This window comes from Caulobacter sp. BE254 (assembly GCF_031457295.1).
Lineage (GTDB): Bacteria > Pseudomonadota > Alphaproteobacteria > Caulobacterales > Caulobacteraceae > Caulobacter.
Genome location: NZ_JAVDWJ010000012.1, coordinates 87,650 through 112,648, shown reverse-complemented (window position 1 = coordinate 112,648; position 24,999 = coordinate 87,650). Strand labels below are relative to the sequence as shown.

Annotated in this window: 22 protein-coding genes; 13 read left to right on the top strand and 9 right to left on the bottom strand. The window is 68.6% G+C overall.

All coding sequences use genetic code 11. The features are described from left to right. Nucleotides 1–2: 2 nt before the first annotated feature. The 5 genes from J2X41_RS19425 to J2X41_RS19405 all read left to right on the top strand — a co-directional run bounded on the left by J2X41_RS19425 (nucleotide 3) and on the right by J2X41_RS19405 (nucleotide 6,671). Nucleotides 3–2,183, top strand: a complete 2,181-nt coding sequence (locus tag J2X41_RS19425; protein WP_310084559.1) for a molybdopterin cofactor-binding domain-containing protein — start codon at nucleotides 3–5, stop codon at nucleotides 2,181–2,183. Between the two features lie 128 nt (nucleotides 2,184–2,311). Further along, nucleotides 2,312–3,667 carry an FAD-dependent oxidoreductase gene (locus J2X41_RS19420; RefSeq protein ID WP_310084556.1) on the top strand — a complete coding sequence of 452 codons (1,356 nt, stop codon included), beginning with the start codon at nucleotides 2,312–2,314 and terminating at the stop codon, nucleotides 3,665–3,667. 284 nt (nucleotides 3,668–3,951) lie between these two features. Then, nucleotides 3,952–5,355, top strand: coding sequence for an MFS transporter (locus J2X41_RS19415; protein WP_310084554.1), 1,404 nt, complete (start codon nucleotides 3,952–3,954; stop codon nucleotides 5,353–5,355). Between the two features lie 220 nt (nucleotides 5,356–5,575). Then, nucleotides 5,576–6,112 carry a hemerythrin domain-containing protein gene (locus tag J2X41_RS19410; protein WP_310084551.1) on the top strand — a complete coding sequence of 179 codons (537 nt, stop codon included), beginning with the start codon at nucleotides 5,576–5,578 and terminating at the stop codon, nucleotides 6,110–6,112. Between the two features lie 46 nt (nucleotides 6,113–6,158). After that, entirely contained in the window at nucleotides 6,159–6,671 is a 513-nt protein-coding gene (locus J2X41_RS19405) for a CinA family protein (protein WP_310084548.1), read from the top strand. A gap of 68 nt (nucleotides 6,672–6,739) precedes the next feature. Here J2X41_RS19405 and J2X41_RS19400 read toward each other — a convergent pair whose 3' ends face one another. Next, nucleotides 6,740–6,997: a GlsB/YeaQ/YmgE family stress response membrane protein gene (locus J2X41_RS19400; RefSeq protein ID WP_028040338.1), complete on the bottom strand. Its 258-nt coding sequence runs from the start codon at nucleotides 6,995–6,997 to the stop codon at nucleotides 6,740–6,742. Between the two features lie 533 nt (nucleotides 6,998–7,530). Between J2X41_RS19400 and J2X41_RS19395 the strand changes: the two genes are divergently transcribed. After that, nucleotides 7,531–8,898 carry a dicarboxylate/amino acid:cation symporter gene (locus J2X41_RS19395; RefSeq protein WP_310084545.1) on the top strand — a complete coding sequence of 456 codons (1,368 nt, stop codon included), beginning with the start codon at nucleotides 7,531–7,533 and terminating at the stop codon, nucleotides 8,896–8,898. Here the strand turns inward: J2X41_RS19395 and J2X41_RS19390 are convergent. The 3 genes from J2X41_RS19390 to J2X41_RS19380 form a co-directional block, all read right to left on the bottom strand. After that, the gene (locus tag J2X41_RS19390) at nucleotides 8,895–10,262 is read right to left on the bottom strand and encodes a sorbosone dehydrogenase family protein (RefSeq protein WP_310084542.1); all 1,368 of its coding nucleotides are present in this window, start codon (nucleotides 10,260–10,262) and stop codon (nucleotides 8,895–8,897) included. The genes J2X41_RS19395 and J2X41_RS19390 overlap by 4 nt on opposite strands. Before the next feature lie 76 nt (nucleotides 10,263–10,338). Beyond that, on the bottom strand, nucleotides 10,339–10,779 hold the full coding sequence (gene trxC / locus J2X41_RS19385) for a thioredoxin TrxC (protein ID WP_310084540.1): 441 nt from the start codon (nucleotides 10,777–10,779) through the stop codon (nucleotides 10,339–10,341). A gap of 309 nt (nucleotides 10,780–11,088) precedes the next feature. Beyond that, on the bottom strand, nucleotides 11,089–11,850 hold the full coding sequence (locus J2X41_RS19380) for a FadR/GntR family transcriptional regulator (protein ID WP_310084538.1): 762 nt from the start codon (nucleotides 11,848–11,850) through the stop codon (nucleotides 11,089–11,091). A gap of 145 nt (nucleotides 11,851–11,995) precedes the next feature. Between J2X41_RS19380 and manD the strand changes: the two genes are divergently transcribed. Beyond that, a complete protein-coding gene (gene manD, locus J2X41_RS19375; protein ID WP_310084535.1) occupies nucleotides 11,996–13,207 on the top strand; it encodes a D-mannonate dehydratase ManD in 1,212 nt (403 codons plus the stop codon). 81 nt (nucleotides 13,208–13,288) lie between these two features. On the opposite strand, the gene J2X41_RS19370 is transcribed toward manD, so the two are convergent. The 5 genes from J2X41_RS19370 to flgF form a co-directional block, all read right to left on the bottom strand. Beyond that, entirely contained in the window at nucleotides 13,289–13,798 is a 510-nt protein-coding gene (locus tag J2X41_RS19370) for a hypothetical protein (RefSeq protein ID WP_310084531.1), read from the bottom strand. A 118-nt stretch (nucleotides 13,799–13,916) separates the two neighbouring features. Further along, nucleotides 13,917–14,636, bottom strand: a complete 720-nt coding sequence (gene flgH / locus J2X41_RS19365; protein WP_310084718.1) for a flagellar basal body L-ring protein FlgH — start codon at nucleotides 14,634–14,636, stop codon at nucleotides 13,917–13,919. An 11-nt stretch (nucleotides 14,637–14,647) separates the two neighbouring features. Next, entirely contained in the window at nucleotides 14,648–15,406 is a 759-nt protein-coding gene (flgA, locus tag J2X41_RS19360) for a flagellar basal body P-ring formation chaperone FlgA (protein WP_310084528.1), read from the bottom strand. A 4-nt stretch (nucleotides 15,407–15,410) separates the two neighbouring features. Continuing rightward, nucleotides 15,411–16,199 (bottom strand): flagellar basal-body rod protein FlgG, encoded by a 789-nt coding sequence (gene flgG, locus J2X41_RS19355; RefSeq protein ID WP_310084526.1) that lies wholly within the window; start codon nucleotides 16,197–16,199, stop codon nucleotides 15,411–15,413. Nucleotides 16,200–16,213: 14 nt separating this feature from the next. Next, nucleotides 16,214–16,951 carry a flagellar basal-body rod protein FlgF gene (gene flgF / locus J2X41_RS19350; RefSeq protein WP_310084523.1) on the bottom strand — a complete coding sequence of 246 codons (738 nt, stop codon included), beginning with the start codon at nucleotides 16,949–16,951 and terminating at the stop codon, nucleotides 16,214–16,216. 224 nt (nucleotides 16,952–17,175) lie between these two features. Between flgF and fliL the strand changes: the two genes are divergently transcribed. From fliL to zwf, 6 genes are all read left to right on the top strand, one after another. Further along, nucleotides 17,176–17,784: a flagellar basal body-associated protein FliL gene (gene fliL / locus J2X41_RS19345; protein ID WP_310084520.1), complete on the top strand. Its 609-nt coding sequence runs from the start codon at nucleotides 17,176–17,178 to the stop codon at nucleotides 17,782–17,784. Nucleotides 17,785–17,811: 27 nt separating this feature from the next. Beyond that, nucleotides 17,812–18,939 (top strand): flagellar motor switch protein FliM, encoded by a 1,128-nt coding sequence (gene fliM, locus J2X41_RS19340; protein WP_310084518.1) that lies wholly within the window; start codon nucleotides 17,812–17,814, stop codon nucleotides 18,937–18,939. Further along, nucleotides 18,936–19,553, top strand: coding sequence for a DUF6468 domain-containing protein (locus J2X41_RS19335; RefSeq protein WP_310084515.1), 618 nt, complete (start codon nucleotides 18,936–18,938; stop codon nucleotides 19,551–19,553). Before fliM ends, J2X41_RS19335 begins: the two co-directional genes overlap by 4 nt. Continuing rightward, the gene (locus J2X41_RS19330) at nucleotides 19,550–20,338 is read left to right on the top strand and encodes a MotE family protein (RefSeq protein ID WP_310084513.1); all 789 of its coding nucleotides are present in this window, start codon (nucleotides 19,550–19,552) and stop codon (nucleotides 20,336–20,338) included. The genes J2X41_RS19335 and J2X41_RS19330 overlap by 4 nt, the downstream gene beginning before the upstream one ends. Nucleotides 20,339–20,359: 21 nt before the next feature. Continuing rightward, complete coding sequence (locus tag J2X41_RS19325) at nucleotides 20,360–23,242, top strand: endoglucanase (protein WP_310084511.1); 2,883 nt, start codon at nucleotides 20,360–20,362, stop codon at nucleotides 23,240–23,242. Nucleotides 23,243–23,527: 285 nt separating this feature from the next. Continuing rightward, complete coding sequence (gene zwf / locus J2X41_RS19320) at nucleotides 23,528–24,991, top strand: glucose-6-phosphate dehydrogenase (RefSeq protein ID WP_310084509.1); 1,464 nt, start codon at nucleotides 23,528–23,530, stop codon at nucleotides 24,989–24,991. Nucleotides 24,992–24,999: the final 8 nt, after the last annotated feature.

The following is a 24,999-nucleotide window of genomic DNA, read 5'->3' as shown; positions in this document are numbered from 1 at the left end:
GCATGGCCGCGATCCTGGAAAGTCCCGCTCGCCGGCTGTTCCTCAAGACCGGCGCGGCGGCCGGCGGCGGTCTGCTGCTGTCGTTCAGCCTGCCGGGGCTGGTGCAGGCCCAGGGCGAGGCCAGCGCCAATCCCTTCAACGCCTTCGTCCGCATCGCGCCCGACGGCGTGGTGACCATCGCCGCCAAGCGGCCGGAGATCGGGCAGGGGATCAAGACCTCGATGCCGATGCTGATCGCCGAGGAGCTGGACGTCGACTGGTCGGCCGTGCGCATCGAGCAGGCCCCGATCGACGCCAAGGTGTTCGGCGAGCAGTCGGCCGGCGGCAGCACCTCCACCCCGGACGACTGGGAGCCGATGCGCCAGGTCGGGGCGGTGGGCCGGGCCCTGCTGATCCAGGCCGCCGCCCAGCGCTGGGGCGTCCCGACGGCCGGTCTGGCCACCGAGCCGGGCTTCGTGGTCGACGAGGCGGGCAAGCGCCGGCTGTCCTATGGCGAGCTGGCCCAGGCCGCGGCCGGCCTGGCGGCGCCCGACCCCAAGACCCTGGTCCTCAAGGATCCCAAGGCCTACCGGATCATCGGCAAGCCGCAGCCCCAGTCCGACACCGCCGCCATCGTGGTCGGCAAGCCGCTTTACGGCATCGACGTGCGCGTACCGGGCATGCTGTACGCCACCTTCCTCAAGGCCCCGGTGTTCGCCGCCAAGGTGGCCAAGGTCGACCTGGCCCCGGCCAAGGCGGTCAAGGGCGTGCGCCACGCCTTCGTGGTCGACGGCGGAACCGAGCTGGAGGGCCTGCTCGGCGGCGTGGTGGTGGTGGCCGACACCTGGTGGGCGGCGCGCAAGGGCCGCAACGCCCTGGAGGTCACCTGGGCCGACCACCCGACCAGCGCCCAGAGCAGCGCGGGCTTCATCGCCAAGGCCGCCGAACTGCACGGCCAGCCGCCGCATCGCAATCTCAAGACGGTCGGCGACGTCGACGCCGCCCTGAAGGGCGCGGCCAAGGTGGTGAGGGCCGACTACAGCTATCCGTTCAACGCCCACGCCACGCTGGAGCCGCAGAACTGCACGGCCAGCTTCAAGGACGGCAAGGTCGAGATCTGGGCTCCCGCCCAGAACCCCGAGGACGGGCGCGAACTGGTGGCCAAGACCCTCGGGATCCGGCCCGAGGACATCACCATCCACTTCACCCGCAGCGGCGGCGGCTTCGGCCGGCGGCTGATGAACGACTTCATGGTCGAGGCGGCGTGGATCTCCAAGACGGTCGGGGCGCCGGTCAAGCTGCTGTGGACCCGCGAGGACGACATGCAGCACGACTTCTACCGTCCCGCCGGCTTCCACCGGCTGACGGCGGGGCTGGACGCCCAGGGCGGGCTGACCGCCTGGCGCAACCACTTCGTGACCTTCGGCGAAGGCCAGAAGTTCGCGCGCGCGGCCAATATTGGCGGCACGCAGTTTCCGTACGGGGCGGTGGAAAACTACGCCCAGGACGTCTCAGTCATGCCGCTGGGCGTGCCGACTGGTTGGCTGCGAGCGCCGGGCAACAACGCCTACGGCTTCGTGTACCAGAGCTTCACCGACGAGGTGGCCCACGCGGCGGGCGTCGACCCCGTCGAGTTCCGCCGCAAGCTGCTGGGCGAACCTCGGCTTATCGGCGAGCCGGGCAAGGGCGACAGCTTCCATACCGGCCGGATGCGCGCCGTGCTCGACCGGGCGGCCGAGGCGTCCGGCTGGGGCCGAAAGACCCCCAAGGGCGTCGGCCTGGGCGTGGCCTGCCACTACAGCCATCGCGGCTATGTGGCGGTGGTCGTCGAGGTGGCGGTCGTGGACGGCAGCCTGACGGTTCGCAAGGCGTGGGCGGCGGCCGACGTCGGCCGTCAGATCGTCAACCCCAACGGCGCCGAGCAGCAGGTGCAGGGCTCGGTCCTCGACGGAATCGGCAGCGCGCTGGGCCAGGCGATCACCATCGAGAACGGCGCCGTGACCCAGAGCAATTTCGGCGACTTCCCGATGCTGCGCCTGGCCGACGCGCCGGATGTGGAGGTGCATTTCGTGACCAGCGACAACCCGCCGACGGGCCTGGGCGAGCCGGCCCTGCCGCCGGCGCCGGCCGCCCTGGTCAACGCGATCTTCGCCGCGACCGGCAAGCGCATCCGGACCCTGCCGATCGGCGATCAATTGGCTTAGAAGCCTGGCGTTCCGTAAGGCGCGGCATAGCGTCCCATGGCCAAGTTCGTCGTCGTTCCGCCCCATCCGGCGGGGCGGTCCTTTAACCTTCTCGGGCCAGGATGGTTCTCGAACGAGGACCATCGGCCATGGGGCAGCACGTCGAAACCTTGGTGATCGGGGCCGGGCCGGCCGGCCTGACCGCCGCCTATGCCCTGGCCAAGGCGGGACGGAACGTCGCCGTCATGGAAATGGATCCCCACGCGGTCGGCGGCTCCAGCCGCACGATCGACCATCACGGCTTCAAGATCGACCTGAACGGCGGCGCCTACGCCTCGGCTTCGCCCAGCGTGCTGGCGCTGTGGTCCGAACTGCTGCCGGACGGCTTTGTCGAGCAGCCCTGCACAGCGCGGATCTATCACCGCGAGCGGTTCTATGCCTATCCGCTGAAGACCCTGGAGACCCTGACGCATCTGGGCCTGCGCGGCGCCGCGGCCTGCGCGGCCTCGTTCGGCGTGGCCAAGATCCGTCCGATCAGGACGCCTCGCACCTTCAGCGACGAAATCCGCAACCAGGTCGGCGCCCGGCTGTCGTCAATGCTGTTCCTGCCGTTCGCCGAGAAGGTGTCAGGCCTGATCCGCGACCAGATGCCGGCCGGTCGCGCCGGCCCCGCCAGGCCAGCGGCCCGCCTGCGCTATCCTCGCCAGGGCGGCGGCTCGATGTGGCGGGCCTGCGCCGACAGGATCGCGGGCTTTGGCGGCGAAGTCGTCCTGGGTCGGCGTGTCGAGGCCCTGAAGTTCGACGCCGCTACCAGGCTGTGGACGGTGACCATCCTGCGCGACGACGGCGCCCACGAGGTGCGCACCGCCGACCACGTGGTCTCGACCGCGCCGTTGCGCGAGCTGATGGCCATGCTGCGGCCGGCGCCGATCAGCCTGTTCCACGCCGGCGAACTGATGTACCGCGACCAGATCACCGTCGCCCTGGTGGGGCGCACCCGCAAGCCGCTGCGCGAGGCCGCGATCGATGTCCACGACACCGACCTGCAGGTCGGCCGGGTGCAGAACTATCGCGCCTGGTCGCCGGACATGGCGCCGGAAGGCGAGACGGCCAGCTGCCTGGGCCTGGACTATTTCTGCTTCGAGGGCGACGGCCTGTGGACCACCAGCGACGCCGACCTGGTGGCCCTGGCCTGGCGCGAGGCCGCGGTGATGGGGCTGATGGACCCGACCGCCGTCAGTGACGCCCGCGTCGTGCGCCAGCGCAAGGTGCTGCCGATCGAGGATGAGGACTGCGCCGAGCACCGGGCGATGATCCGTCTGGACCTGAAGATGCAGTTCCCCAGCCTGCACCTGGCCGGCCGCAACGGCCTGCACCGCGACGGCGACCGCGATCAGGCCCCGCTCAGCGGCCTCCTGACCGCCGAGAACATCCTCACGGGCGAAACCGCTCACGACGTGTGGGACGTCTCGCCCGCGCCCAACGCGGGCCGCCGGGCGGCGTAGGGGGCCGGCTCGGCGCAGCCGGGACGTGCAAGCGTCGGCCAGGCCAACTTACAGCGATCACGATCCCAGCCCGACACGCATAGAATGGCGATGATCGACATCGCCACTTCCCATTGGCGGGGATTTGTCGGAGTTTTCGATTTGTCGTCGAATCGGGGAAATCGGTTCCCACACGGCGGCTAGGCGAGATCTTCGCGGCGTACGTTCGGCCTCGACGCTTGACAACGTTGTCACGGTTGGGGTGGATGGCGCGTCCCGCAATGTCGGACAGGGAGTGAAACAACATGGCAGGTATGGGTGCGGCGCAGGCTCCGACGACCGGAGCGGCGCCCAAGACCGGGGGAGGCGGCCTGATCCTGGCCGTCGTCTACGTCACGGCGCTGTTCTTCATCTGGGCGTTCGTCACCAATCTGATTGACCCGCTCGTGAAGAGCATGAAGGTCATCTACACGCTGACGGACTTCGAGACGCAGCTGAACCAGTTCGCGTTCTTCATCGCCTACGGGATCATGTCGATCCCCTCCGCAGCCTATCTGGCCAAGAACGGCTACGCCAAGTCTATCGTGCTGGGTCTGAGCGGCATCGTCCTGGGCTGCCTGATCGCCTGGTCCACGACCTTCTCGCACAACTTCATCACCGTGCTTCTGGGCCTGTTCGTAGCCGCCTCGGGCATCACCCTGCTGCAGGTCGCGGCCAACCCGCTGATCGCGTCGATGGGCGACCCCAAGGGCTCGCACTTCCGCCTCAACCTCTCGCAGGCCTTCAACTCGATGGGCGCCTATGCAGGCGGCATCTTCGGCGCGAGCTTCCTGCTGAAGGGCCCGCTGTTCGAGAAGGACGTGGTGGTCACCGAGGCCATGAAGGCCACGGGGTTGGGCTTCGTCACCAACGTCTACCTGCTGATCGCCGTGATCCTGGCCTTCTTCACCCTGGCCGTGTTCCTGGTGCGCAACACCATCACCCATCACGCGCCGAAGATGGCCGAGCACGCCGAGTCGCCGTTCAAGGCGTTGCAGTCCAAGTGGGCCAATCTCGGCTCGTTGGGCATCTTTCTCTATGTCGGCGCGGAGGTCTGCGTGATCTCGGGGATGATCTTCTTCCTTGAGCAGAAGCAGATCCTGAACGTGCCGTCGCAGGTCGCCGGCTTCGTCGGCCCGATCTTCATGCTATTCGCGATGTTCGGCCGCTTTGGCGGCTCGGTGCTACTGCGCTACGTCAAGGCCACGACGATGCTGGGCATCGTGGCGGCCTGCGCCACGGGCCTTTGCGCCCTGGTGATCGCCACCTACCACATGCCGGCCACGCCGCTGGGCGGATCGGTCCACCTGCCGGGCGACTACATCGCGCCCCTGACCATGGGCTTCATCCCGGGCATCGCGGCGATCCTGATCGGACTGTTCAACTCGATCATGTTCCCGACCATCTTCACCATCACCCTGGAACGCTCGTCGGCCCCGGCCTCGGCGACCTCGGGCCTGATGTGCATGGCGATCTGCGGCGGCGGGTTCATCTCGATCGTGTATGGCGCCACAGTCGACGCCTTCATCCATCACTTCCCGGTGGGGGCCCGCTCGCTGGCCTTCATCGTGCCGTTGATCTGCTACCTGTACGTCCTGTGGTTCTCGTTCGCGGCGCGGGGCGCCAAGGTCCACGAGATCCAGGAAGACGCCGTGGCCAGCGGCCACTGAACCGACGCTTCGGCGGAAAGACGGCAAAGCCCGGGCGCGCTGCGTCCGGGCTTTTTCGTGCCTTGATATAAGAATGAGAGTGACTTGCGGTTACAGGTGTCGGGCAGTCGACCTAAAGCGCGTTACTTGAGCGGAAAAGCTCTGAAACGGGAACGCCCTCCCGACGCCAAGTGTTTGTGATCCGCCAACTTCGGCGACCAAGCATTCAGGGAGAGACACCATGGCGACCTCCGCCAAGAGCTCATCGACCAAGGCCAAGTCCGCCAAGCCTCGTCGCACGCGCCGCACCGGTCGCCGCGATCCGTTGGCGATCACCCTTCTGAAGAAGGACCACCGCGAGGTCGAAGGCTGGTTCGACGAATACGAACAGCTGGAGGCGGAGTCCGAAAAGCTGGCGCTCTTCAATAAGATCGCCCTGGCCCTCAAGGTCCACACGCGGATCGAGGAGGAGATCTTCTATCCGGAGGAGCGCGGCGAGGTCGAGGACGACATGCTGGACGAAGCCTATGTCGAGCATGACGGCGCCAAGAAGCTGATCGCCGAGATCGAGGCGATGCGGCCGGGCGACGAATTCTACGACGCCAAGGTCAAGGTGCTGGGCGAGTACATCAAGCACCACGTCAAGGAGGAAGAGCAGCCCGGCGGCATCTTCGCCCAGGCCAAGAAGGGCGAAGAGGATCTCGAGGCGATGGGCGAGCGCCTGAAGGCCCGCAAGGAAGAGCTGATGGCCGAACTGGGCGGAAAACAGCCGAACTGATGTCCCGGGGGAGGGCGGTTAGCCTTCCCCCTTTTTCGGAGTGCTCATGCCCGAGGCGCTTGATCCGATCCTGCCACCGGACATCGACGAACTGACGCGGGCGGTCCTTGAGGCCGCCTGCGACCGCGAACTGACCCTGGCGACGGCGGAAAGCTGCACCGGCGGCCTGCTGGCCTCGCTGCTGACCGACGTGCCGGGATGCTCGCACGCCTTTGACCGCGGGTTCGTGGTCTATACCGACGACGCCAAGATCGCGTTGCTCGACGTGCCGCCGTCGCTCCTGCCGCACGGCGGCTCGGTCTCGCAATCGACGGCGATCGCCATGGCGGACGGGGCGATCAAGCGGTCGAAGGCCGATGTGGCGGTGTCGATCACCGGCTGGGCCGAGGAGGTCGGCGATCCCGAGCGGCCCGGCGGCCTCGTCCACTTCGCCTGTGCGCGCCGCGGCGGCTACACCCACCATCGCCACGCTCAGTTCGGCGACATCGGCCGCGGTCCTCTGCGGATCGAATGCCTGCGCGTGGCGCTGCAGATGCTGCAGCAGGCGGTGGCGCTCTGACCGCAGGCCATGAAAAAGCGCCTCCGGCCGGGCCAGAGGCGCTTTTCCCGTGTCGAACGTGTTGGAAGCTAGAGCGCTCGGCGGCCGGTGAAGGCGTGGTAGATCGCCAGGACGACGACCGCGCCGATGACGGCGACCAGCAGGCTGTAGAGGTTCAGGCCAGTGACTCCGGCGGAACCGAACTGGTTGAACAGGAACCCGCCCACCACGGCGCCGACGATCCCGAGCACCAGGTCCACCACCAGGCTGCCGCCGGTGCGGCTGACGAGCTTGCTGGCGATGAAGCCGGCCACGAGGCCGAGCACGATCCACGCAAGAATAGACATGTACGCCTCCTTGGCATCAAAAGGCGTGCGAGCTGCGCGCCGATACCAAATAAAGGCGTTGGCCAAGACTTTCGTTCCGACACGCTTGCGTGTTCGGGCCCGCAAGTACGGCGAAGACTTCCGGTCCGTTCGCGCGTTGCTTTCGGTCGCGGTTAGCGCGGCTTGCCGATGCGGGCCTGAACGGCCTCGACCAGCTTCTGCGCCGGCGCGCGCCCCAGCAGGATGAAGGCGCCGGAGCCGATGACGGCGCCGATGACGAAGGACAGGCTCATGGAATCCCCGGGTACTGGAGGCTGCGACCAACACCCTTCTAGAGCCGACGGCCGGGCGTTGACCATGTGACATGCCGACGCCGGGCGCCGTCTTGCGCGATCCGGCCAATCCAGATGCATTGAGCCGGCGTCGATGAATTCTGGTTGGGCGTTTCCACCCGTCGGCGTCAGAACCGAGGGCGGACGGCCCCCTGATTTGACCCGGTCGGGGCCTTGCGACGTTATGCTGGAGCGCCCGGACGGGCTTTCGAGAGGACCCAGATGGCCCAGACCCAGACTCCTCCATCCTCGCCCCCCGCCACGAAGGCCGGGCGCTTCATCGGCAGCTTCGGCGTCCAGGTCCTGGTCGCCATGGTCGTCGGCCTGGGGCTCGGCCTGCTGGCCCGGTCCCTGGGACCGGCGGAGGGCCAGCCCGGCTACGGCCTGGCCGAAACCCTGCACCAGGTGGGGGCGATCTTCGTCCAGCTGCTCCGCGTCCTGGTCCCGCCGCTGGTGTTCACCGCCATCGTCGCCAGCATCGCCAACCTGCGCGAGCTGCAGAACGCCGCCCGGCTGGTCTGGCGCACCCTGCTGTGGTTCGCGATCACCGCCCTGATCGCCGTGGCCATCGGCATCGCCCTGGGCCTGGTCCTGCGTCCCGGCGATCACGCCGTGGTCGATCTGGCGACGGCCCACGCCCCGCGCACGACCGGCTCGTGGCTGGATTTCCTGACGGGCCTTATTCCATCCAACATGTTGGGCCTTCAGGCCTCGACCAAGATCGTCGACGGCGCGGCCACGACGACGGCCTCGTTCAACGTGCTGCAGATCCTGGTCCTGGCCCTGGTGGCGGGCGTGGCGGCGATCAAGGTCGGTCCGGCCGCCGAGGGCTTCCTGGCCTTCAACGCCTCGGCCCTGGCGGTGGTGCGCAAGGTGCTGTGGTGGGTGATCCGCCTGACGCCGATCGGCACCATCGGCCTGCTGGGCAACGCCGTGGCGCAATACGGCTGGACCACCCTGGGCCAGCTGGGCGCCTTCGCGGGCGCGATCTATATCGGCCTGGGCCTGGTGCTGTTCGTGGTCTATCCGACGATCCTGGCGCTGAACGGCCTGAACCCGCTGCGGTTCTTCGCCGGGGCGTGGCCGGCCATCCAGCTGGGCTTCGTCTCGCGCTCGTCGATCGGCACGCTGCCGGTGACCGAAGCCCTGACCGAGACGCGGCTAGGCGTGCCGCGCGCCTATGCCGCCTTCGCCGTGCCGTTGGGCGCGACCACCAAGATGGACGGCTGCGCGGCGATCTACCCGGCCGTGGCGGCGATCTTCATCGCCCAGTTCTACCACCTGCCGCTGCAGCTGACCGACTACGGCCTGATCGTCTTCGTGTCGGTGCTGGGCTCAGCGGCGACGGCGGGGCTGACCGGCGCGGTGGTCATGCTGACCCTGACCCTGTCGACCCTGGGCCTGCCCCTGGAGGGCGTGGGCCTGCTGCTGGCCATCGACCCGATCCTCGACATGGGCCGCACGGCCGTCAACGTCGCCGGTCAGGCGCTGGTGCCGACCATTGTCGCCAAGCGCGAGGGCATCCTGGACGAGGCGGTCTTCAACGCCCCGCCGCGCGAGGTGGGCGTCGACGAGCCCGTGCCCGCCTAGGGGGCAGGCTTGGCGGCGGGCGAAGGCTCGCTCTTGGGTGGCGGAGGCGTGTTGGCCGCGACCCGCCACACGACGTTGCCGACGTCGTCGGCCACCAGCAGGGCGCCGAACTTGTCGACTCCCACGCCGACCGGGCGACCCAGGGCCTGGCCCTTGGCGTCGAGGAAGCCGGTCAGGAACGGCTCGGCCGGGCCGGACGGCTTGCCGCCCGAAAACGGGACAAACGCAACGCGATAGCCGCTGACCGGCTTGCGGTTCCACGAGCCGTGCTGGCCGACGAAGGCGCCGCCCTTGTAACGCGGCGGGAAGGCGTCGGCGTCGTAGAAGGTCAGGCCCAGCGAGGCGGTATGGGCGCCCAGGGCGTAGTCCGGCTTGATCGCCTTGGCCACCAGGTCCGGCCGCTGGGGCTTCACGCGCGTATCCACCGTCTGGCCGTAGTAGCTGTAGGGCCAACCGTAGAAGCCGCCGTCCCGAACCGAGGTCATGTAGTCGGGGACCAGGTCGTTGCCGATCTCGTCGCGCTCGTTGACGGCCGCCCACAGGGCGCCGCTCTGCGGCTGCCAGTCCATGCCGTTGGGGTTGCGCAGGCCCGAGGCGAAGACGCGGCTGGCGCCGGTGGCCGGGTCGATCTCCAGGATCGCCGCCCGCCGTTCTTCGGCGGCCATGCCATTCTCGCCGACATTGCTGTTGGAGCCGACGGTCACGTACAGCCTGGAGCCGTCGGGACTGGCGATGACGTTCTTGGTCCAGTGGTGGTTGATCGGCCCGGCCGGCAGGTCGGCCACCTTGCGCGGCGCGGCCGTGATCCGGGTTTGGCCCGTCTGGTAGGGGAAGGCCAGCAGGGCGTCGCTGTCGGCGACATAGAAGGTGTCGCCGACCAGGGCCATGCCGAACGGCGAGTGCAGGTTCGACAGGAAGGGGGTTCGGACCTCCAGCGTCCCGTCATTGTCGGCGTCGCGCACCAGGGTGATGCGGTTGGCCGAAGGCGGCGTCGCGCCGGCCCGCTTCATGATGATCTTCTGGAACCAGCCCCTGAGGCCCTTGCCGTCCTCGGGCTTGGGCGGGGCGTTGGTCTCGGCGATCAGCACGTCGCCGTTGGGCAGCACATAGAGCCAGCGGGGGTGGTCCAGGCCGCGGACCAGGGCGGTGGCGATGAAGCCCGGTGCGGCGTCCGGGGTCTGGCCGTCGGCCCATCCGACCGCCGGCGCGATCTTCATCACCGGGATCATCTGTTTCTTGGCGGCGGGCAGGACGGGGTTGGGACCATAGCCCTGCTCGGGCGGCAAGGCCGGACCGCCGCCGCAGGCCGCCAGCAGCAGGGCGACCGGACCCGCGACCAGGAGGGCGTGATGGGTTTTGGGCATCGTCGGCCTCATTCCCTTTGTTGAATGAGGATAAACGCGGGACCGGGCGGCAAGCTCCGGCTTGGCCTGTCGTCTCTCAGGCCGGCGCGTGTTCGTCCAGCCAGCGGCGGAAGAAGCCGGGGTCGGGCAGGCCGGCCTGGTTGGCGGCGACCTTGCCGTCCTTGAACAGGAACAGGGCGGGGATGCCGCGCACGCCATAGGCCTGGGCCAGGGCGGGCTCGGCGTCGACGTCGACCTTCACGAACCGGGCGCGGGGCTCCAGCTCGGCGGCCGAACGGGCGAAGATCGGGGCGATCGCCTTGCAGGGCCCGCACCAGGCCGCCCAGAAGTCGGCGACGATCGGGATCTGGCTGCCGGCCACATGCTTGCGGAACCGGGCGGTGGTCAGGTCCACCGGCTGGCCCGTGAACAGCGGCCGGGCGCAGCGGCCGCACTTGGCCGCCTTGGCGTCGCGCTCGGCGGGCAGCCGGTTGGTGGCGTCGCAGTGCGGGCAGACGATATTGACGGTCTCGGCCATGGTGCTTGTCTCAACGAAACAGCGGGCGTTCGGGTTCTACCGGCGCCGACTTGCTAAAACCCGGCGGGTCCGATCCGCGCCACTAGACAGTCCTGACCAAATATACTTTTGCGCGATTTAATGGTCAGACCAATTGTCTTGCGCCAACCCGTGGATGGGCTATGCTGATAGTCGACGAACCTCGTCGGCCTACGCGATGACCTTGCCCGTCATCGCACCTCCTCCCGGGGCCGGCCGGCGACGGGCGGCTGGAGCCTTCCCTTCAGCCGCCCACCCTCAGGCTTTGATTTCGGCCGGAATGCAGCGCTGTCAGATCAGCGAGCGGCGCGCCAGTTCGCTGCGGCGGGCGGCGACCTCGCTGCGAGCCTGTTGCATCGCGTCGATCTCGGTGGCGGTCAGCAGATTGTCGATCACCCGGCCCAGGTGTTCGCGCATGGCGTTGCGGGCGGTCTTCGGGTCGCGGGCCTTCAGGGCGCTGAGGATTTCCTGGTGGTCGTCGATCAGCGGTCGCACGCCGACCTGGCGGGCGCGTTCCAGCATCGCCCGACACAGCGGCGACTTGTAGCGCAGATCCCAGAGGTTCTCGACCACGGTGACCAAGGCGCTGTTGCGCGTGGCGCGGGCGATGGTGACGTGGAACCGGCGGTCGGCCAGATCGCCGCGCACGTCGTGGTCGTTCTCCTCGACCATGTCGTCGAGGATCTTTTCCAGGTCGACCAGTTCTTGGTCGGTGATGGTGGTGGCGGCCAGGGCGCAGGACTCGCCCTCGATCAAGCGGCGGGCCTCGGTTAGTTCGAAGGCGCCGATGTCCAGCTCGGGGGCGGGAACCTCGGCTGAGGCGGCCTCGGTGACATAGACGCCCGAACCGTGGCGAGCCTCGACCAAGCCGCGGATCTCCAGGGCGATCATCGCCTCGCGCACCGTGGGACGACTGACCTTGTATTCCTCGGCCAGGTCGCGTTCGGAGGGCAGGCGGTGCCCGGGCTGGAACGCGCCTTCGCGGATGGATTCGGCGATCGCGTTGGCGACCTGCTGGTAGAGCTTGCGGGTTTCTGCGGTCGACGTGGTCATGAGACTTTCCCGCCCACGCGCGTCGCGGGGTCCCCGGCAGCCTAAAGCATGGCGGCGAAAGGCGCCACGATGCTCTAGCGCAATTGTAATATCTGGACTAAGGATTGGTCAGGCCACTTACGCGACAAAGGTAGACCAACCCTCCATGCTCAAGATCGTCGACGCCAAGGTGATCGTCACCTGCCCTGGCCGCAACTTCGTCACCCTGAAGATCACCACCTCGGACGGGGTGACGGGGATCGGCGACGCCACGCTGAACGGCCGCGAGCTGGCGGTGGTCAGCTATCTGCGCGACCACATGATCCCCTGCCTGATCGGCCGCGACGCCCATCGGATCGAGGACATCTGGCAGTTCTTCTATCGCGGCTCGTACTGGCGCGGCGGCCCGGTGGCCATGACCGCCCTGGCCGCCGTCGACATGGCGCTGTGGGACATCAAGGGCAAGGTGGCCGGGCTGCCGGTCTACCAACTGCTGGGCGGCGCCTGTCGCGAGGGCGTCACGGTCTATGGCCACGCCAACGGCGAGACGATCGAGGACACCATCGCCGAGGCGGTGAAGTACAAGGGCCTCGGCTACAAGGCCATCCGCCTGCAGACCGGGGTGCCGGGCCTGGCCAGCACCTACGGCGTCTCGGGCGACAAGATGTTCTACGAGCCGGCCGACGCCGACCTGCCCACCGAGAACGTCTGGTCGACGGCCAAATATCTGAGCCACGCGCCCAAGCTGTTCGAGAAGGCGCGCGAGGTGCTGGGCTGGGACGTGCACCTGCTGCACGACGTCCATCACCGCCTAACGCCGATCGAGGCCGCCCGCCTGGGCAAGGACCTGGAGCCCTACCGCCTGTTCTGGCTGGAGGACGCCGTGCCCGCCGAGAACCAGGCCGGCTTCCGCCTGATGCGCCAGCACACCACCACCCCGCTGGCCGTCGGCGAGATCTTCAGCCACGTCTGGGACGCCAACATCCTGATCCAGGAACAGCTGATCGACTACCTGCGGGCCACGGTGCTGCACGCCGGCGGCATCACCAACCTGAAGAAGATCGCAGCCTTCGCCGACCTGCACCACGTCAAGACCGGCTGCCACGGCGCCACGGACCTGTCGCCGGTGACCATGGCCGCGGCCCTGCATTTCGACATGTCGATCCCCAACTTCGGCCTGCAGGAATACATGCGCCACACGCCGGAGACCGACGCGGTCTTCCCGCACGGCTACACCTTCAAGGACGGCATGCTGCATCCCGGCGAGCGGCCGGGCCTGGGCGTCGAGATCGACGAGGTCCTGGCGCAGCAATATCCCTATAAGCGCGCCTACCTGCCGGTGAACCGGCTGGAGGACGGGACCATGTTCAACTGGTGACGCGCTCGTTCGCGCCGTCTCGAGGCGGCGCGAAGACTCCGTGAGCCCTCGGCTGTCGCTCTCCCGAAAAAGGGGAGGGCGCTACTTCACCCGCGTCAGGATCAGCGTTTGATCCGGCGGGCCGGGGCGGCCGTCGATGTCCTGCTCGACCAGCAGGGTGTCGGGATCGGTGCGGGTGACCTTCATCGACTGATGGCGCGAGCCCTGCTCGCCGTGGGTGGTGACGGTCACCGCGCTCTGGCCGACGCGCTGGACGCTGATCTTTACCAGGTTCAGGTTGACCACGGCTTGGGTCGGTGGGCCGTCGAGCACGGCGTGGGCGAACTGCAGGGCGGCGACGCCGGCCTCGTCCACCTCGACCAGGGTCCAGGCCAGGGCCTTGCCGTCGTCGATGGTGACGTCCAGCTCGCCGCTGAGCGGCGGCGGGCCGGTCAGGGCGGCGTTGAACTTCGAGCGCGACAGGTCGATGGCCCATCGCCCGGTCACGCCCATCGGGCCGCTGAACGGCTGGGCGCTGGCGGCGACGGGGAGGGCGATCGCCAGGAGAGCGGCGCCGACCAAGGCGGAAAAGGCGCGGGCGCGCTTGTTCATGGGGTCGGCTCCGGGGTCAGGCCCGGCGAGACCGGGCGAACGCTGTGACGCCAACCAATCTGGCCCCGCGCGCCCGTCCGATCAAGGCGTCCGCCTCGGCTGTCCCGCCGCCGAGCGCCTAGAACGGCGAGAACTTCTCGACCAGCGACTGGCCGGCCGGGGTTTTCTGGACGCGGCTGATGTCGCCACGGCCGCCATAGCTGATGCGGGCCTCGGCGATCTGGGTGTGCTTGATGGTGTTGGCCGACGAGATGTCCTCGGGGCGCACGATGCCGGCCACGGTCAGCTGACGCACCTCGGCATTGGTGCGCACCTCCTGGGTGCCCTGGATCACCAGATTGCCGTTGGGCATCACGCCCGAGACGACGGCGGCGATGGTCAGGCTGATCTTTTCCGAACGGTTCACCGCGCCAGCCCCGGCGTTGGACGTGCCCGACTTGGTGTTGATCATGTTGGCTGGGTCGAAACCGCCCGGCAGAACCTTCCCGAGGCTAGATTCCAGGCCCAGGAAGTTCGGCACGCCCAGCGAGCTGTTGGAAGCCCGCGAGGTCGAGGTCTGGTTCTTGGTGGTGGCGCTGTCGTCGATGTCGATGTTGACGGTCAGGATGTCGCCGACCTTGCTGGCGCGCTGGTCGTTGAAGAAGGTGCGCGCGCCGGTGCGCCACAGCGAATTGGCCGAGGCGGGCTGGGGCGTGGCGACATATTGCTGGGTCATCGGCGCCAGCTGGGCCGGATAGCCGACGGGCGCCAGTTCCGGGCCCTTCACCGCTTCCTTGACGGTCGAGCAGGCGGCGAGCGGGGCGAGCAGCAGGAGGGCGGCGAGGGCGGGGCGCATCAGACGTGACCTTCTCAGCGAGCGGCGTAGCGCAGCGTGTTGTTACGGTTGGCCCTCAGGCGCATCGCCTGCGGGCCGACGGCGGTCGAGCCGGGCCCGATGACCACGGTCTCGATGATCTTCTTGCTGGCGGTGTTCTGGACCATCAGGCTTTCGCCGACCGCCCCCGCCGCCATGGCTTTGCCTTGCAAGGTCAGCGCCACGCCGTCGTCTTCGTAGGTGACTGCGACAATATCGCCCGCCTTGATGACCTGCGGCGTCGAGACGTCGCGCAGGCTGGCGGCCGCACCCTGGCGCAGCGGGCGTTTGACGGTCATGCCGATCAGGTCGTCGGCGTCGCGCGGCGCGTCCGAGGGGCCGGCCGCGACCTTGATCCAGACCAGGTCTTCCGGCTGGACCATCTCGCCGCTCGCCAGGCTGCGGGCGTAGGCAAGAACTTCCACATTGCCGCGCGAGGCGCCGGCCAGCGCGCCGTCCGAGCCCTGGCGGACGATGATCCGGCGCACGCCGTTGCTGTTGGCCCAGTCCAGCCCGGCCCGGCGGGCGGCGATCTGCACCGCGCCGGCGTCGAGCACGGCCGAGGGTCCCACGCGGCTGGCGACGACGACGTCCGAGGCCGCGCCGGCCCCGTCGAACAGCTCGCCCAGGGTGATCCGGCCGTCGGCGTCGGTGGTGTCGGACCGCAGCGACACGGCCTGGCCGGCCAGGGCCGGGCTGGCGATCAGCAGGGCGGCGAAGGAAAGGACGCCAAGGGCAAAAGTCGGGACTTTCATCGGCTTATGACCTCAGGTTCGACGTGGCTTGGAGCATCTGGTCGGCCGTGGTGATGACCTTGGAGTTCATCTCGTAGGCGCGCTGGGCGACGATCAGGGCGGTGATTTCGCTGACCGAGTCGACGTTCGAGGCTTCGGTGTAGTTCTGCAGCAACGTGCCGAAACCGGGCTGGCCGGGGGCGGCGATGTTGGCCGCGCCCGAGGCCGCGGTTTCCATGAACATGTTGTCGCCGATGGCTTCCAGGCCGCCTTCGTTCATGAAGTTGGCCAGTTCGATCTGGCCGACCGTCTGCGGGGTCGGGTTGCCGTCCAGCTTCACCTGAACCAGGCCGGTCTTGCCGATGGTGGTCGACACGGCGTTCTGCGGGATCGTGATGCCCGGCTGGACGGTGTAGCCGTCCTCGGTGACGATCTGGCCCTGGTCGTTGGTCGAGAAGTTGCCGGCCCGGGTGTAGGCGGTCTCGCCCGAGGGCAGCAGGATCTGCAGGAAGCCCTTGCCCTGAATGGCCACGTCGAACTCGTTGTTCGTCATGGTCGGGGTGCCCTGCTCGTGGATGCGGTAGACCGAGCCGGCCTTCACGCCGCCGCCGATCTGCACGCCGGTCGGCACCACGTTGCCGTCGCCCGACGACTGCGAGCCGGCCCGCTCGATCGTCTGGTAGATCAGGTCCTGGAACTCGGCCCGCTGGCGCTTGAAGCCGACGGTGTTCATGTTGGCGATGTTGTTGGAGATGACCTCGACGTTCAGCTGTTGGGCCGACATGCCGGTCGCGGCGGTGCGAAGCGCTTGCATCGTTCAGTTATCCCTTACTGGACCTTGCCCATCCGCTCGACGGCGGACCGGGACAGTTCCGAGGTTTGATCCATCATCTTGGCCACGCTCTCGTAGGCGCGGCTGACCTCGATCAGCTTGGTGATCTGGGTGATCGATTGGACGTTGGAGGCTTCCAGCATGCCCTGGTGGATCGTGGCGTCCGGGGCGGCCTGGGGGGTGTCGTTGGTGGTGTTGCGATAGAGGTTGTCGCCGTCCTTGCGGAAGCTGGCCAGGTCGGTGGGGCGCACCACGGCGATCTTGCCGAGCAGTTCGGCGCCCTGGCTGACCGTGCCGTCGCGGGCGATGGTGACGGGGCCCTTCAGCGGGTCCAGCAGGATCTCGCCGCCGCCGTCGTCCAGCACGGGCTGGCCGTTCTGGGTGACCAGCTTGCCCTCCGGGTTCATGGTGAAACGGCCGTCGCGGGTGTAGCGCTCGCCGCCGGCTGTGGAGACCTTGAAGAAGCCCTGGCCTTCCAGGGCCAGGTCGAAGTCGCCGCCGGTCTGGGTCAGGGCGCCCTGGCCGAAGTCGCGCGCCACGCCGTCGTCCAGCACGAACTTCACGGGGTTCGCCCCGCCGGCGGTGCGGGCCGGCTTCGCCGGCTCGGTGCGGACCATCAGCTCCTCGACCTTGAAGCCGGTGGTGTTGGCGTTGGCGATGTTGTTGGCCACGATGTCGAGTTCGCGGCGCAGGGTCATCTGCCGCGAAAGTCCCACATACAGAGCGTTGTCCATGACCGGTTACCGAGACGGCTGGCGCGACAAATGCGCCGCAACTCCGCAAGCAACCCTCGTGCCAACTCGAAAAGACCAGGAATTTCAACGAAGAGAAAGGTTAATGAGGCTCGTGTGACGGAGTCTGCCGGGCAGATTCAGCCTGCGGCGAAATGGCCTTCAAAAGACATCGTTAACCATGCTCCACGCATGAGTAGATCCGTAGATTCCAAGGAACCGCGCGCGTGGCCAAGAAACCCCCCAAGGACGCTCCCGCCCCGGAAGGCGAAGAGGGCGTTGCCGAGGGCGAAGCTCCGGCTAAGAAGAAGCCGCCGATGATGATCATCATCGCGGCCGCGGCGGCCGTCGTGCTGGTGGGCGGCGGCGTGACGACCTTCCTGCTCCTGAAGCCCAAGCCCGACGCCCACGGCGAGGCGGGCCACGAAAAGCCGAAGAAGAAGGAAAAGAAGAAGGAAGAGAAGGGCGGCCATGGCGGCGGCGAAGCCGCGCCCGCGGCCGGCGCGCCGGTGATCAAGGAAGGCCCCGACGGCGTGGTGTTCTACACTCTGCCGGACATCGTGGTGAACATGCAGGCCGCCGACGGCAAGTCGACCTTCCTGAAGCTGAAACTGACCTTCGAACTGCCCGACGAGGAGACGGCCGAGGCCCTGACGCCGAACCTCCCGCGCCTGCAGGACATGTTCCAGACCTTCCTGCGCGAACTGCGTCCGGAAGACCTCAATGGCAGCCAGGGCAGCTATCAGCTGCGGGCCGAGCTGCTGCGTCGCGTTAATCTGGTCGCCGCGCCCTCCAAGGTGAACGCGGTGCTGATCGAGGAGATGCTGATCAACTAGCCCCCGGGCTGGCTGAGGCGAACCGACATGGCGGAAGACATCGACGATCAGGCCGCGATGGCCCAGTGGGCCTCGGAGAACCCGCCAGGCGGCGAGGCTGGCGCCAACGAGTTTGGCGACTTCAGCGGCGGCATGGGCGGCTGGGACGACGGCGGCGGCGACGGCATGGGCGCCGAGCGCATCCTGAACCAGGACGAGATCGACAGTCTGCTGGGCTTCGACATGTCCGGCGACGGCAACGACGACCGCACCGGCATCCGCGCGATCATCAACTCGGCCCTGGTCTCGTACGAGCGCCTGCCGATGCTGGAAATCGTCTTCGACCGCCTGGTGCGGTTGATGACGACCAGCTTGCGCAACTTCACCTCCGACAACGTCGAGGTCAGCCTCGACAACATCAGCTCGATCCGCTTCGGCGACTATCTGAACTCGATCCCGCTGCCGGCCATCCTGGCGGTGTTCCGGGCTGAGGAGCTGGACAATTACGGCCTGCTGACCGTCGACTCCAACCTGATCTACTCGATCGTCGACGTGCTGCTGGGCGGCCGTCGCGGCACCGCGGCCATGCGCATCGAAGGCCGTCCCTACACCACCATCGAGCGGGTGCTGGTGCAGCGGATGGTCGAGGTGGTGCTGCACGACGCCAAGGCGGCCTTCGAGCCCCTGCACCCGGTGTCGTTCAGCCTGGACCGTCTGGAGACCAACCCGCGCTTCGCCGCCATCGCCCGGCCGGCCAACGCCGCGATTCTGGTGAAGCTTCGGATCGACATGGAAGACCGCGGCGGCAGAATCGAGCTTCTGCTGCCCTATGCGACCCTCGAGCCCATCCGCAAGATGCTGCTGCAGCAGTTCATGGGCGAGAAGTTCGGCCGCGACAACATCTGGGAAGGCCACTTGGCCACCGAGCTCTGGACCACCCAGATGGAAGTCCGCGCCGTGCTCGACGAGCAGCAGCTGCCGCTCTCCAGGGTCCTGGACTTGAAGGTCGGCGACACCCTGATGCTGAACGCCACGCCCGACAGCCCGGTGGAGCTGCGCGCCGGTTCCATCCCTTTGACCCGCGGGCGCATGGGCCGCCGCAACCACTCGATCGCCGTGCGGGCCGACGCGCCCCTGAGCATGGCGGCCAAGAAGGCGGTTCAGAAGCTGAAATGAGCGTGACGGCCATCGCCCTCAACGGTCTGCTGGCGATCCTGCTGCTGATCGCCCTGGCCTTCGGCGTGCGCCTGGAGCGCCGGCTGAAGGCCCTGCGCGACAGCCACGAGGGCTTCGCCAAGGCCGTGGCCGACCTCGACCGCGCCGCCATGCGCGCCGAGCAGGGCCTGGCCGATCTGCGCGCCGCGACCGACGAGGCCGCCGACACCCTGGCCGACCGCATTTCCCGGGCCCAGGCCCTGGCCGCCCAGCTAGACGAACGCCTGAACCGGCCGATCGTCACGCCGCCGCCAATGTCTTCTTCAAGGGAACCAGGCGCGCGCCCGCCCGTCGAGCCGCGCGCTATCGCGCCGGAGCCCCGCGCCGCGCCGCGTCCGATCCGCGCAGCCGAGCCGGAGCGTCCGCCGGAAACCCCGCGCCGGCTGCGAGCCGAAGACTTCGAGAAGCTGCTGGACCGCGAGGCCCGCATCCCCCGCGACGCCCCGCCGCCTTCCCCCGCGCGGTCTTCGGCGCCAAAGGAAACTCCGCGTTCACGGGCGCGGATAGATGATGACCTGTTCGAGGGCCCGGAAGATCCGCCGCGTCCCGGTTCGACCTTTAGGGGCCGTCGATGAAAAACGTTCCGCGCATCCTGCCGATCGTCGGGGTCGCCGTGGTCGGCGTGCTCGCCGTCAACGCCCTGGCCGGCGCCAAGTCCGTGCCCGACATGCTGAGCGGCGCCAAGGCTTTCGCCGAGGGCGTGGCCAAGCCCGACGCCGACAAGGCCGCCTCGGCCGCCGACGCCGGCAAGGACGCCGCGGCCAAGACGCCGCCGGCGGTCTGTGCGCCGTCGTCCAGCGAACTGGCCAAGGAAGCCGGCCTGTCGCCGGCCGAGCTGCGCGTGCTGCAGAGCCTGGGCCAGCGCCGCGGCCAGTTGGACCAGCGCGAGCAGGACATCGACGTCCAACTGCAGCTGCTGGCCGCCGCCGAGGCCAAGCTCGACGCCAAGATGAAGGCGCTGAACGGCATGAAGGGCGAGATCCAGGGCCTGCTGGGCCAAGCTGACGCCCAGAAGGAGGCCGAGGCCATGCGCATGGTCACGGTTTATTCGGCCATGAAGCCCAAGGACGCCGCCGCCCGCATGAGCGTGCTGGACGACAGCGTGCGCCTGCCGATCGCCGCCAAGATGAAGGAGCGGACGCTCTCGATGATCCTGGCCAACATGTCGCCGAACGACGCCAAGATCCTGACCGAGCGCCTGGCCAATCGGCTGTCGGCCGACGCCATCGCCAAGCAACGGGCGGCCCTGGCGGCCGCCGACAAGCCCGCCGCCGCCGCTCCTTCCGCTCAGGCCGCGGCCGCGCCCCTGGCCGGCGCGGGTCCCGAGGCCGGCAAGGCCGGCGGCAAGAAGGCCGGCTAGGACGGGAGCGCGGGCGGGGGCATGAAGCTGGGAGGGATCCTGAGATCGACCGTCGCGGCGATCTGCATCCTCGGGGTCGCGACCCCGGCGGTGTCGATCTCGGCCGGGCCGCGCCAGGTCTCCAAGTCCGCCCCCCGCAAGGCCGCCGCGCCGCGTCCCGCCGCTTCCGCGGGCCTCCAGGTAAGGGTCGCCCAGGCCCCCGACTTCACGCGGCTGGAGTTCCCCGGCTCGCGTGGCATGCAGGCCCGTCGCGAGGGGACGGCGGTGGTGCTGCGCTTTCCCCGCGACGCCAATCCCAATCTTTCGCCGCTGAACGTCGGCCCGCCGCGCTGGGTCAAGGGCGCCCAGGCGCGCCACGTCGGCGGCGTGGTCGAGATCGTGGTCGCGCTCAGCGACGACGCCGACTTCCGAGCCGGCAACGCCGACGGCGACGACTTCATCAACCTGTTCGCCCGGGCCGAGACGGCTTCGGCGCCGGCGCCCGCCGCGGCCGTGGTCGCGCGGCGTCCCAACCCGATGCCGGCCAGCGGCGCGGTGGCGGTCAAGTTCTCCAGGGTCGCGGGCCAGGTGCAGCTCAGCTTCGACTGGGCCAATCCGGCCGGCGCCGCGGTGTTCCGGCGCGGCGAGGCGGTCTGGGTGGTGTTCGACACGCCGGCCCGGCTGGACATCGGCAAGCTGCCCGTCAGCACGCCGCAGTACCGCACCATCCAGGCCTTCAAGGGGCCCGACTATGCGGCGCTGCGCATCAGCACGCCGCAAGGCGCGCTGTTCTACGCCGACGGCGTCGGCTCCAACTGGACGATCGCCCTGGGGGCGGGGACCCAGGACTCTCCGGACCTGGTCCATGTGGCCCGCGACGACAACGCCAGCCCCGTCACCCTGACCGCCAATGTCGCTGGCGCGACGAAGATCGCCTGGGTCACCGACCCCGCGGTCGGCGACCGCGTCGCGGTCGCCACCGCCCTGGCTCCGTCCAAGGGCCTGCCGTCGCGCCGCGACTATGTCGAAATGGCTCTGCTGCAGTCTGCCACCGGCCTGGCGGTCGAAAGCTATGCCGGCGACCTGCAGGTGGTCGCCGACGGCGACATCGTCCGCATCGGCCGGCCCAAGGGCCTGCTGCTGTCCTCGTCGTCCAGCGGTCAGGCCCAGGCCGACGCCGGGGCCGGCGCGCCCCAGGCCATGGCCATGCCGGCCCTGATCGATTCCGAGCACTGGTCCAAGACCGGCTCGGGCGGCTTCATGGCCCGGTATGACGCGCTGCTGGGCGCGATCCCGGCGACCGGCGGAAACGACGGCAAGGGCGACGACACGGCCGCGCGCATGGCCCTGGCCCGCTTCCTGGTCGGCTCCAACCTGTCGTTCGAGGCGATCGGCGTGCTCAACGCCGCCGGCCGCGCCCACCAGACCCTGATGGGCGACGGCGAGTTCCGCGGCCTGCGCGGCGTGGCCAAGGTGCTGGCGCGGCGCTACGCCGAGGCCGAGACCGACTTCGCCTCGCCGGTGCTGAGCGACGACCCCTCGGCGGCGATGTGGCGGGGCTATATCGCCAGCAAGACCGGTCAGTGGGTCGACGCCAATCAGCGGTTCGCCGAGGGCGCCCGCGCGCTGAACATGTTCCCGGCCCTGTGGCAGGCCCGTTTCCTGGGCGCCCAGGCCGAGGCGTCGGTGGGCGTCGGCGCGCCCGACAGCGCCATCCGCTTGGTCAATCAGGCCCTGAAGCTGCCGAACATCCCGGTCGAGGACCAGCTGGAGCTGCGCCTGACCCTGGCCAAGGCCTTCGAGGCCAAGAACGACGTCCGCGCCCTGCCGGTGTTCCAGGCCATTTCCCGCTGCGGCATCGATCGCCTGGCCGCGCCGGCCACCCTGCACGCCATCCAGCTGCGCCTGGCCAAGAACCAGATCAGCGCCGACGTCGCCGCCAAGGGCCTGGACGCCCTGCGCTTCCACTGGCGCGGCGACGGGGTCGAGCTGGACACCATCCGCGCCCTGGGCCAACTGCAGATCAAGCAGGGTCGCTATCGCGAGGCGCTGGAGGTGCTGCACTCGGCCAGCAACGTGCAGTCCGACCTGCCGCAGGCCGTCGCCCTGCGCAACGACCTCAACACCGCTTTCCGCAGCCTGTTCCTGGACGGCCTGGCCGACGGCATGCAGCCGATCCAGGCGGTAGGGCTGTTCTATGACTTCCAGGACCTGACCCCGATCGGCGCCGACGGCGACCAGATGGTCCGCAACCTGGTCCGCCGCCTGGTCGACGTCGACCTGCTGGACGAAGCCGCCAAGCTCTTGAAGTACCAGGTCGACAACCGCCTGAACGGCGTGCCCAAGGCCCAGGTGGCCACCGACCTGGCCTGGATCTACCTGATGGACCGCAAGCCCGAGAGCGCGCTGGACACCATCAACGCGACGCGCACCACGATCCTGCCGCCGGCCCTGAACGCCGAACGCCGGCTGGCCACGGCCCGCGCCCTGATGGGCCTGGGCCGCTACGACGCCGCCCTGGAGGTGATCGAGGCCGACAAGAGCCGCGACGCCGAGGACGTCCGCGCCGAGATCGCCTGGAAACAACATGCCTGGCCCCAGGCCGGCGCCCTGTACGAACGCTCGCTGGCCGACCGCTGGAAGACTCCGGGCGTGCTGAACCCGGCCGACGAATCCAAGCTGCTGCGCTCGGCCGTGGCCTTCAGCCTGGCCGACGACGATGCTTCGCTGGGTCGACTGCGCCAGCGCTACGGCGCCTTCGTCGAGGGCGCCCGCAATCCCGACGGGCTGCGCGTGGCCCTGGCCGGCGCCGATCCGGGCAGCCTGTCCAGCACCGACTTCAGCAAGGTCACCGCCGACAACGAGGCCTTCAACGGCTGGGTGGCCAAGATGAAGGACCGCTTCCGGGCGCAGGCGAGCAGCTAGGGCGGCCGGCCGCTCCCCAATCACGAATCGGGTCGAATCTTTCCTTCCACCCTGCCCAGGCGGTCGTCATTTGCCGCGCGACCGCGTTTCGTCTGCCCAGGCGGTGAACCTTCGCGCGGGAAAAGCGATTGGTCTGCTGGCGGCCTCGACCCAAACGCCTTAGTTAGACGCCGCGCACGCGGTCCTGTCGGGACGTCGACACGGGACATCGGCCCCTGACGTCATGGGCCCGCTTGCATTGCTCGAAAGGGCGTGTCATGACAACGTTGTCATAGGGTGGAAACTTTGGCCAAAGAAACGAACGCCGACCAGACCGGTCGCGAAGTGCTGGTTCTGCTGGGCGGCGCGGGCGACCTCGCGTTGCGCATGTTGTTGCCTTCGCTGTACTTTCTCGAAGTCGACCGCCTGCTGCCGCATGACTTGCGGATCGTCGGCCTGGCCCGTCACGACCACACGCCCGACAGCTATCGTAAGCTAGTGCGCGAGCAGCTGGGCAAGCGGGCCACCGTCGAGGAATCGGCGTGGAATCGCCTGGCCGCCCGCCTGGACTACCTGTCGGTCGACATCACCAAGGAAGAGGGCGCCAAGGCCCTGGCCGACAAGGTGGGTCCGCACGGCGACCTCGTCGTCTATTTCGCCCTGTCACCCAGCCTGTATGGCTCGGTCTGCACCGCCCTGCAGTCGGCCGGTCTGACCGGGCCGAAGACGCGCCTGGTGCTGGAAAAGCCGATCGGCAAGGACTTCGCCAGCTCGTGCGTGATCAACGGCGCGGTCGGCGCGGTGGTCGACGAGAGCCAGATCTTCCGCATCGACCACTATCTGGGCAAGGAGACGGTCCAGAACCTGACCGCCCTGCGCTTCGGCAACGTGCTGTTCGAGCCCCTCTGGAACAACAAGTTCATCGACCACGTGCAGATCACCATCGCCGAGACCGAGAAGGTCGGCGAGCGCTGGCCCTATTACGACGAGTACGGCGCCCTGCGCGACATGCTGCAGAACCACCTGCTGCAGTTGCTGTGCCTGGTGGCCATGGAGGCCCCGTCGGGCTTCGATCCCGACGCGGTCCGCGACGAGAAGGTCAAGGTGCTGCGCAGCTTGCGTCCCTTCACCAAGGCCAATGTCGCCCATGACACCGTGCGCGGCCAGTACGTGGCCGGGGTGGTCGAGGGCACGCCGCGCGAGGGCTACCTGGAAGAGGTCGGCAAGGCGTCCAGAACCGAGACCTTCGTGGCCATGAAGGTCGACATCGACAACTGGCGCTGGGCCGGCGTGCCGTTCTTCCTGCGCACCGGCAAGAACCTGCCCGACCGCCGCACCCAGATCGTCGTGCAGTTCAAGCCCGTGCCGCACAACATCTTCGGCAGCGCCGCCCAGGCCGAGACCAAGGCCAATCGCCTGGTCATCGACCTGCAGCCGGACGAAGACATCTCGCTGACCGTGATGACCAAGCGTCCGGGCCTGTCGGAGGAGGGCATGCGCCTGCAGTCCCTGCCGCTGTCCCTGGCCATGAGCGCGGCCGGCAGCCGCCGCCGCATCGCCTACGAGAAGCTGTTGCTGGACGTGTTCCGCGGCGACCGCACCCTGTTCGTGCGCCGCGACGAGGTCGAGCAGGCCTGGAAGTTCGTGGACGGCGTCTCGGCCGCCTGGGCCGAGGCCAAGATCGAGCCCGCGCCCTACGCCGCCGGCACCTGGGGGCCGCACAGCGCCACGGCGCTGATCTCGCCCCAGGGCCGAGCGTGGAACGAATAGGCGTGACG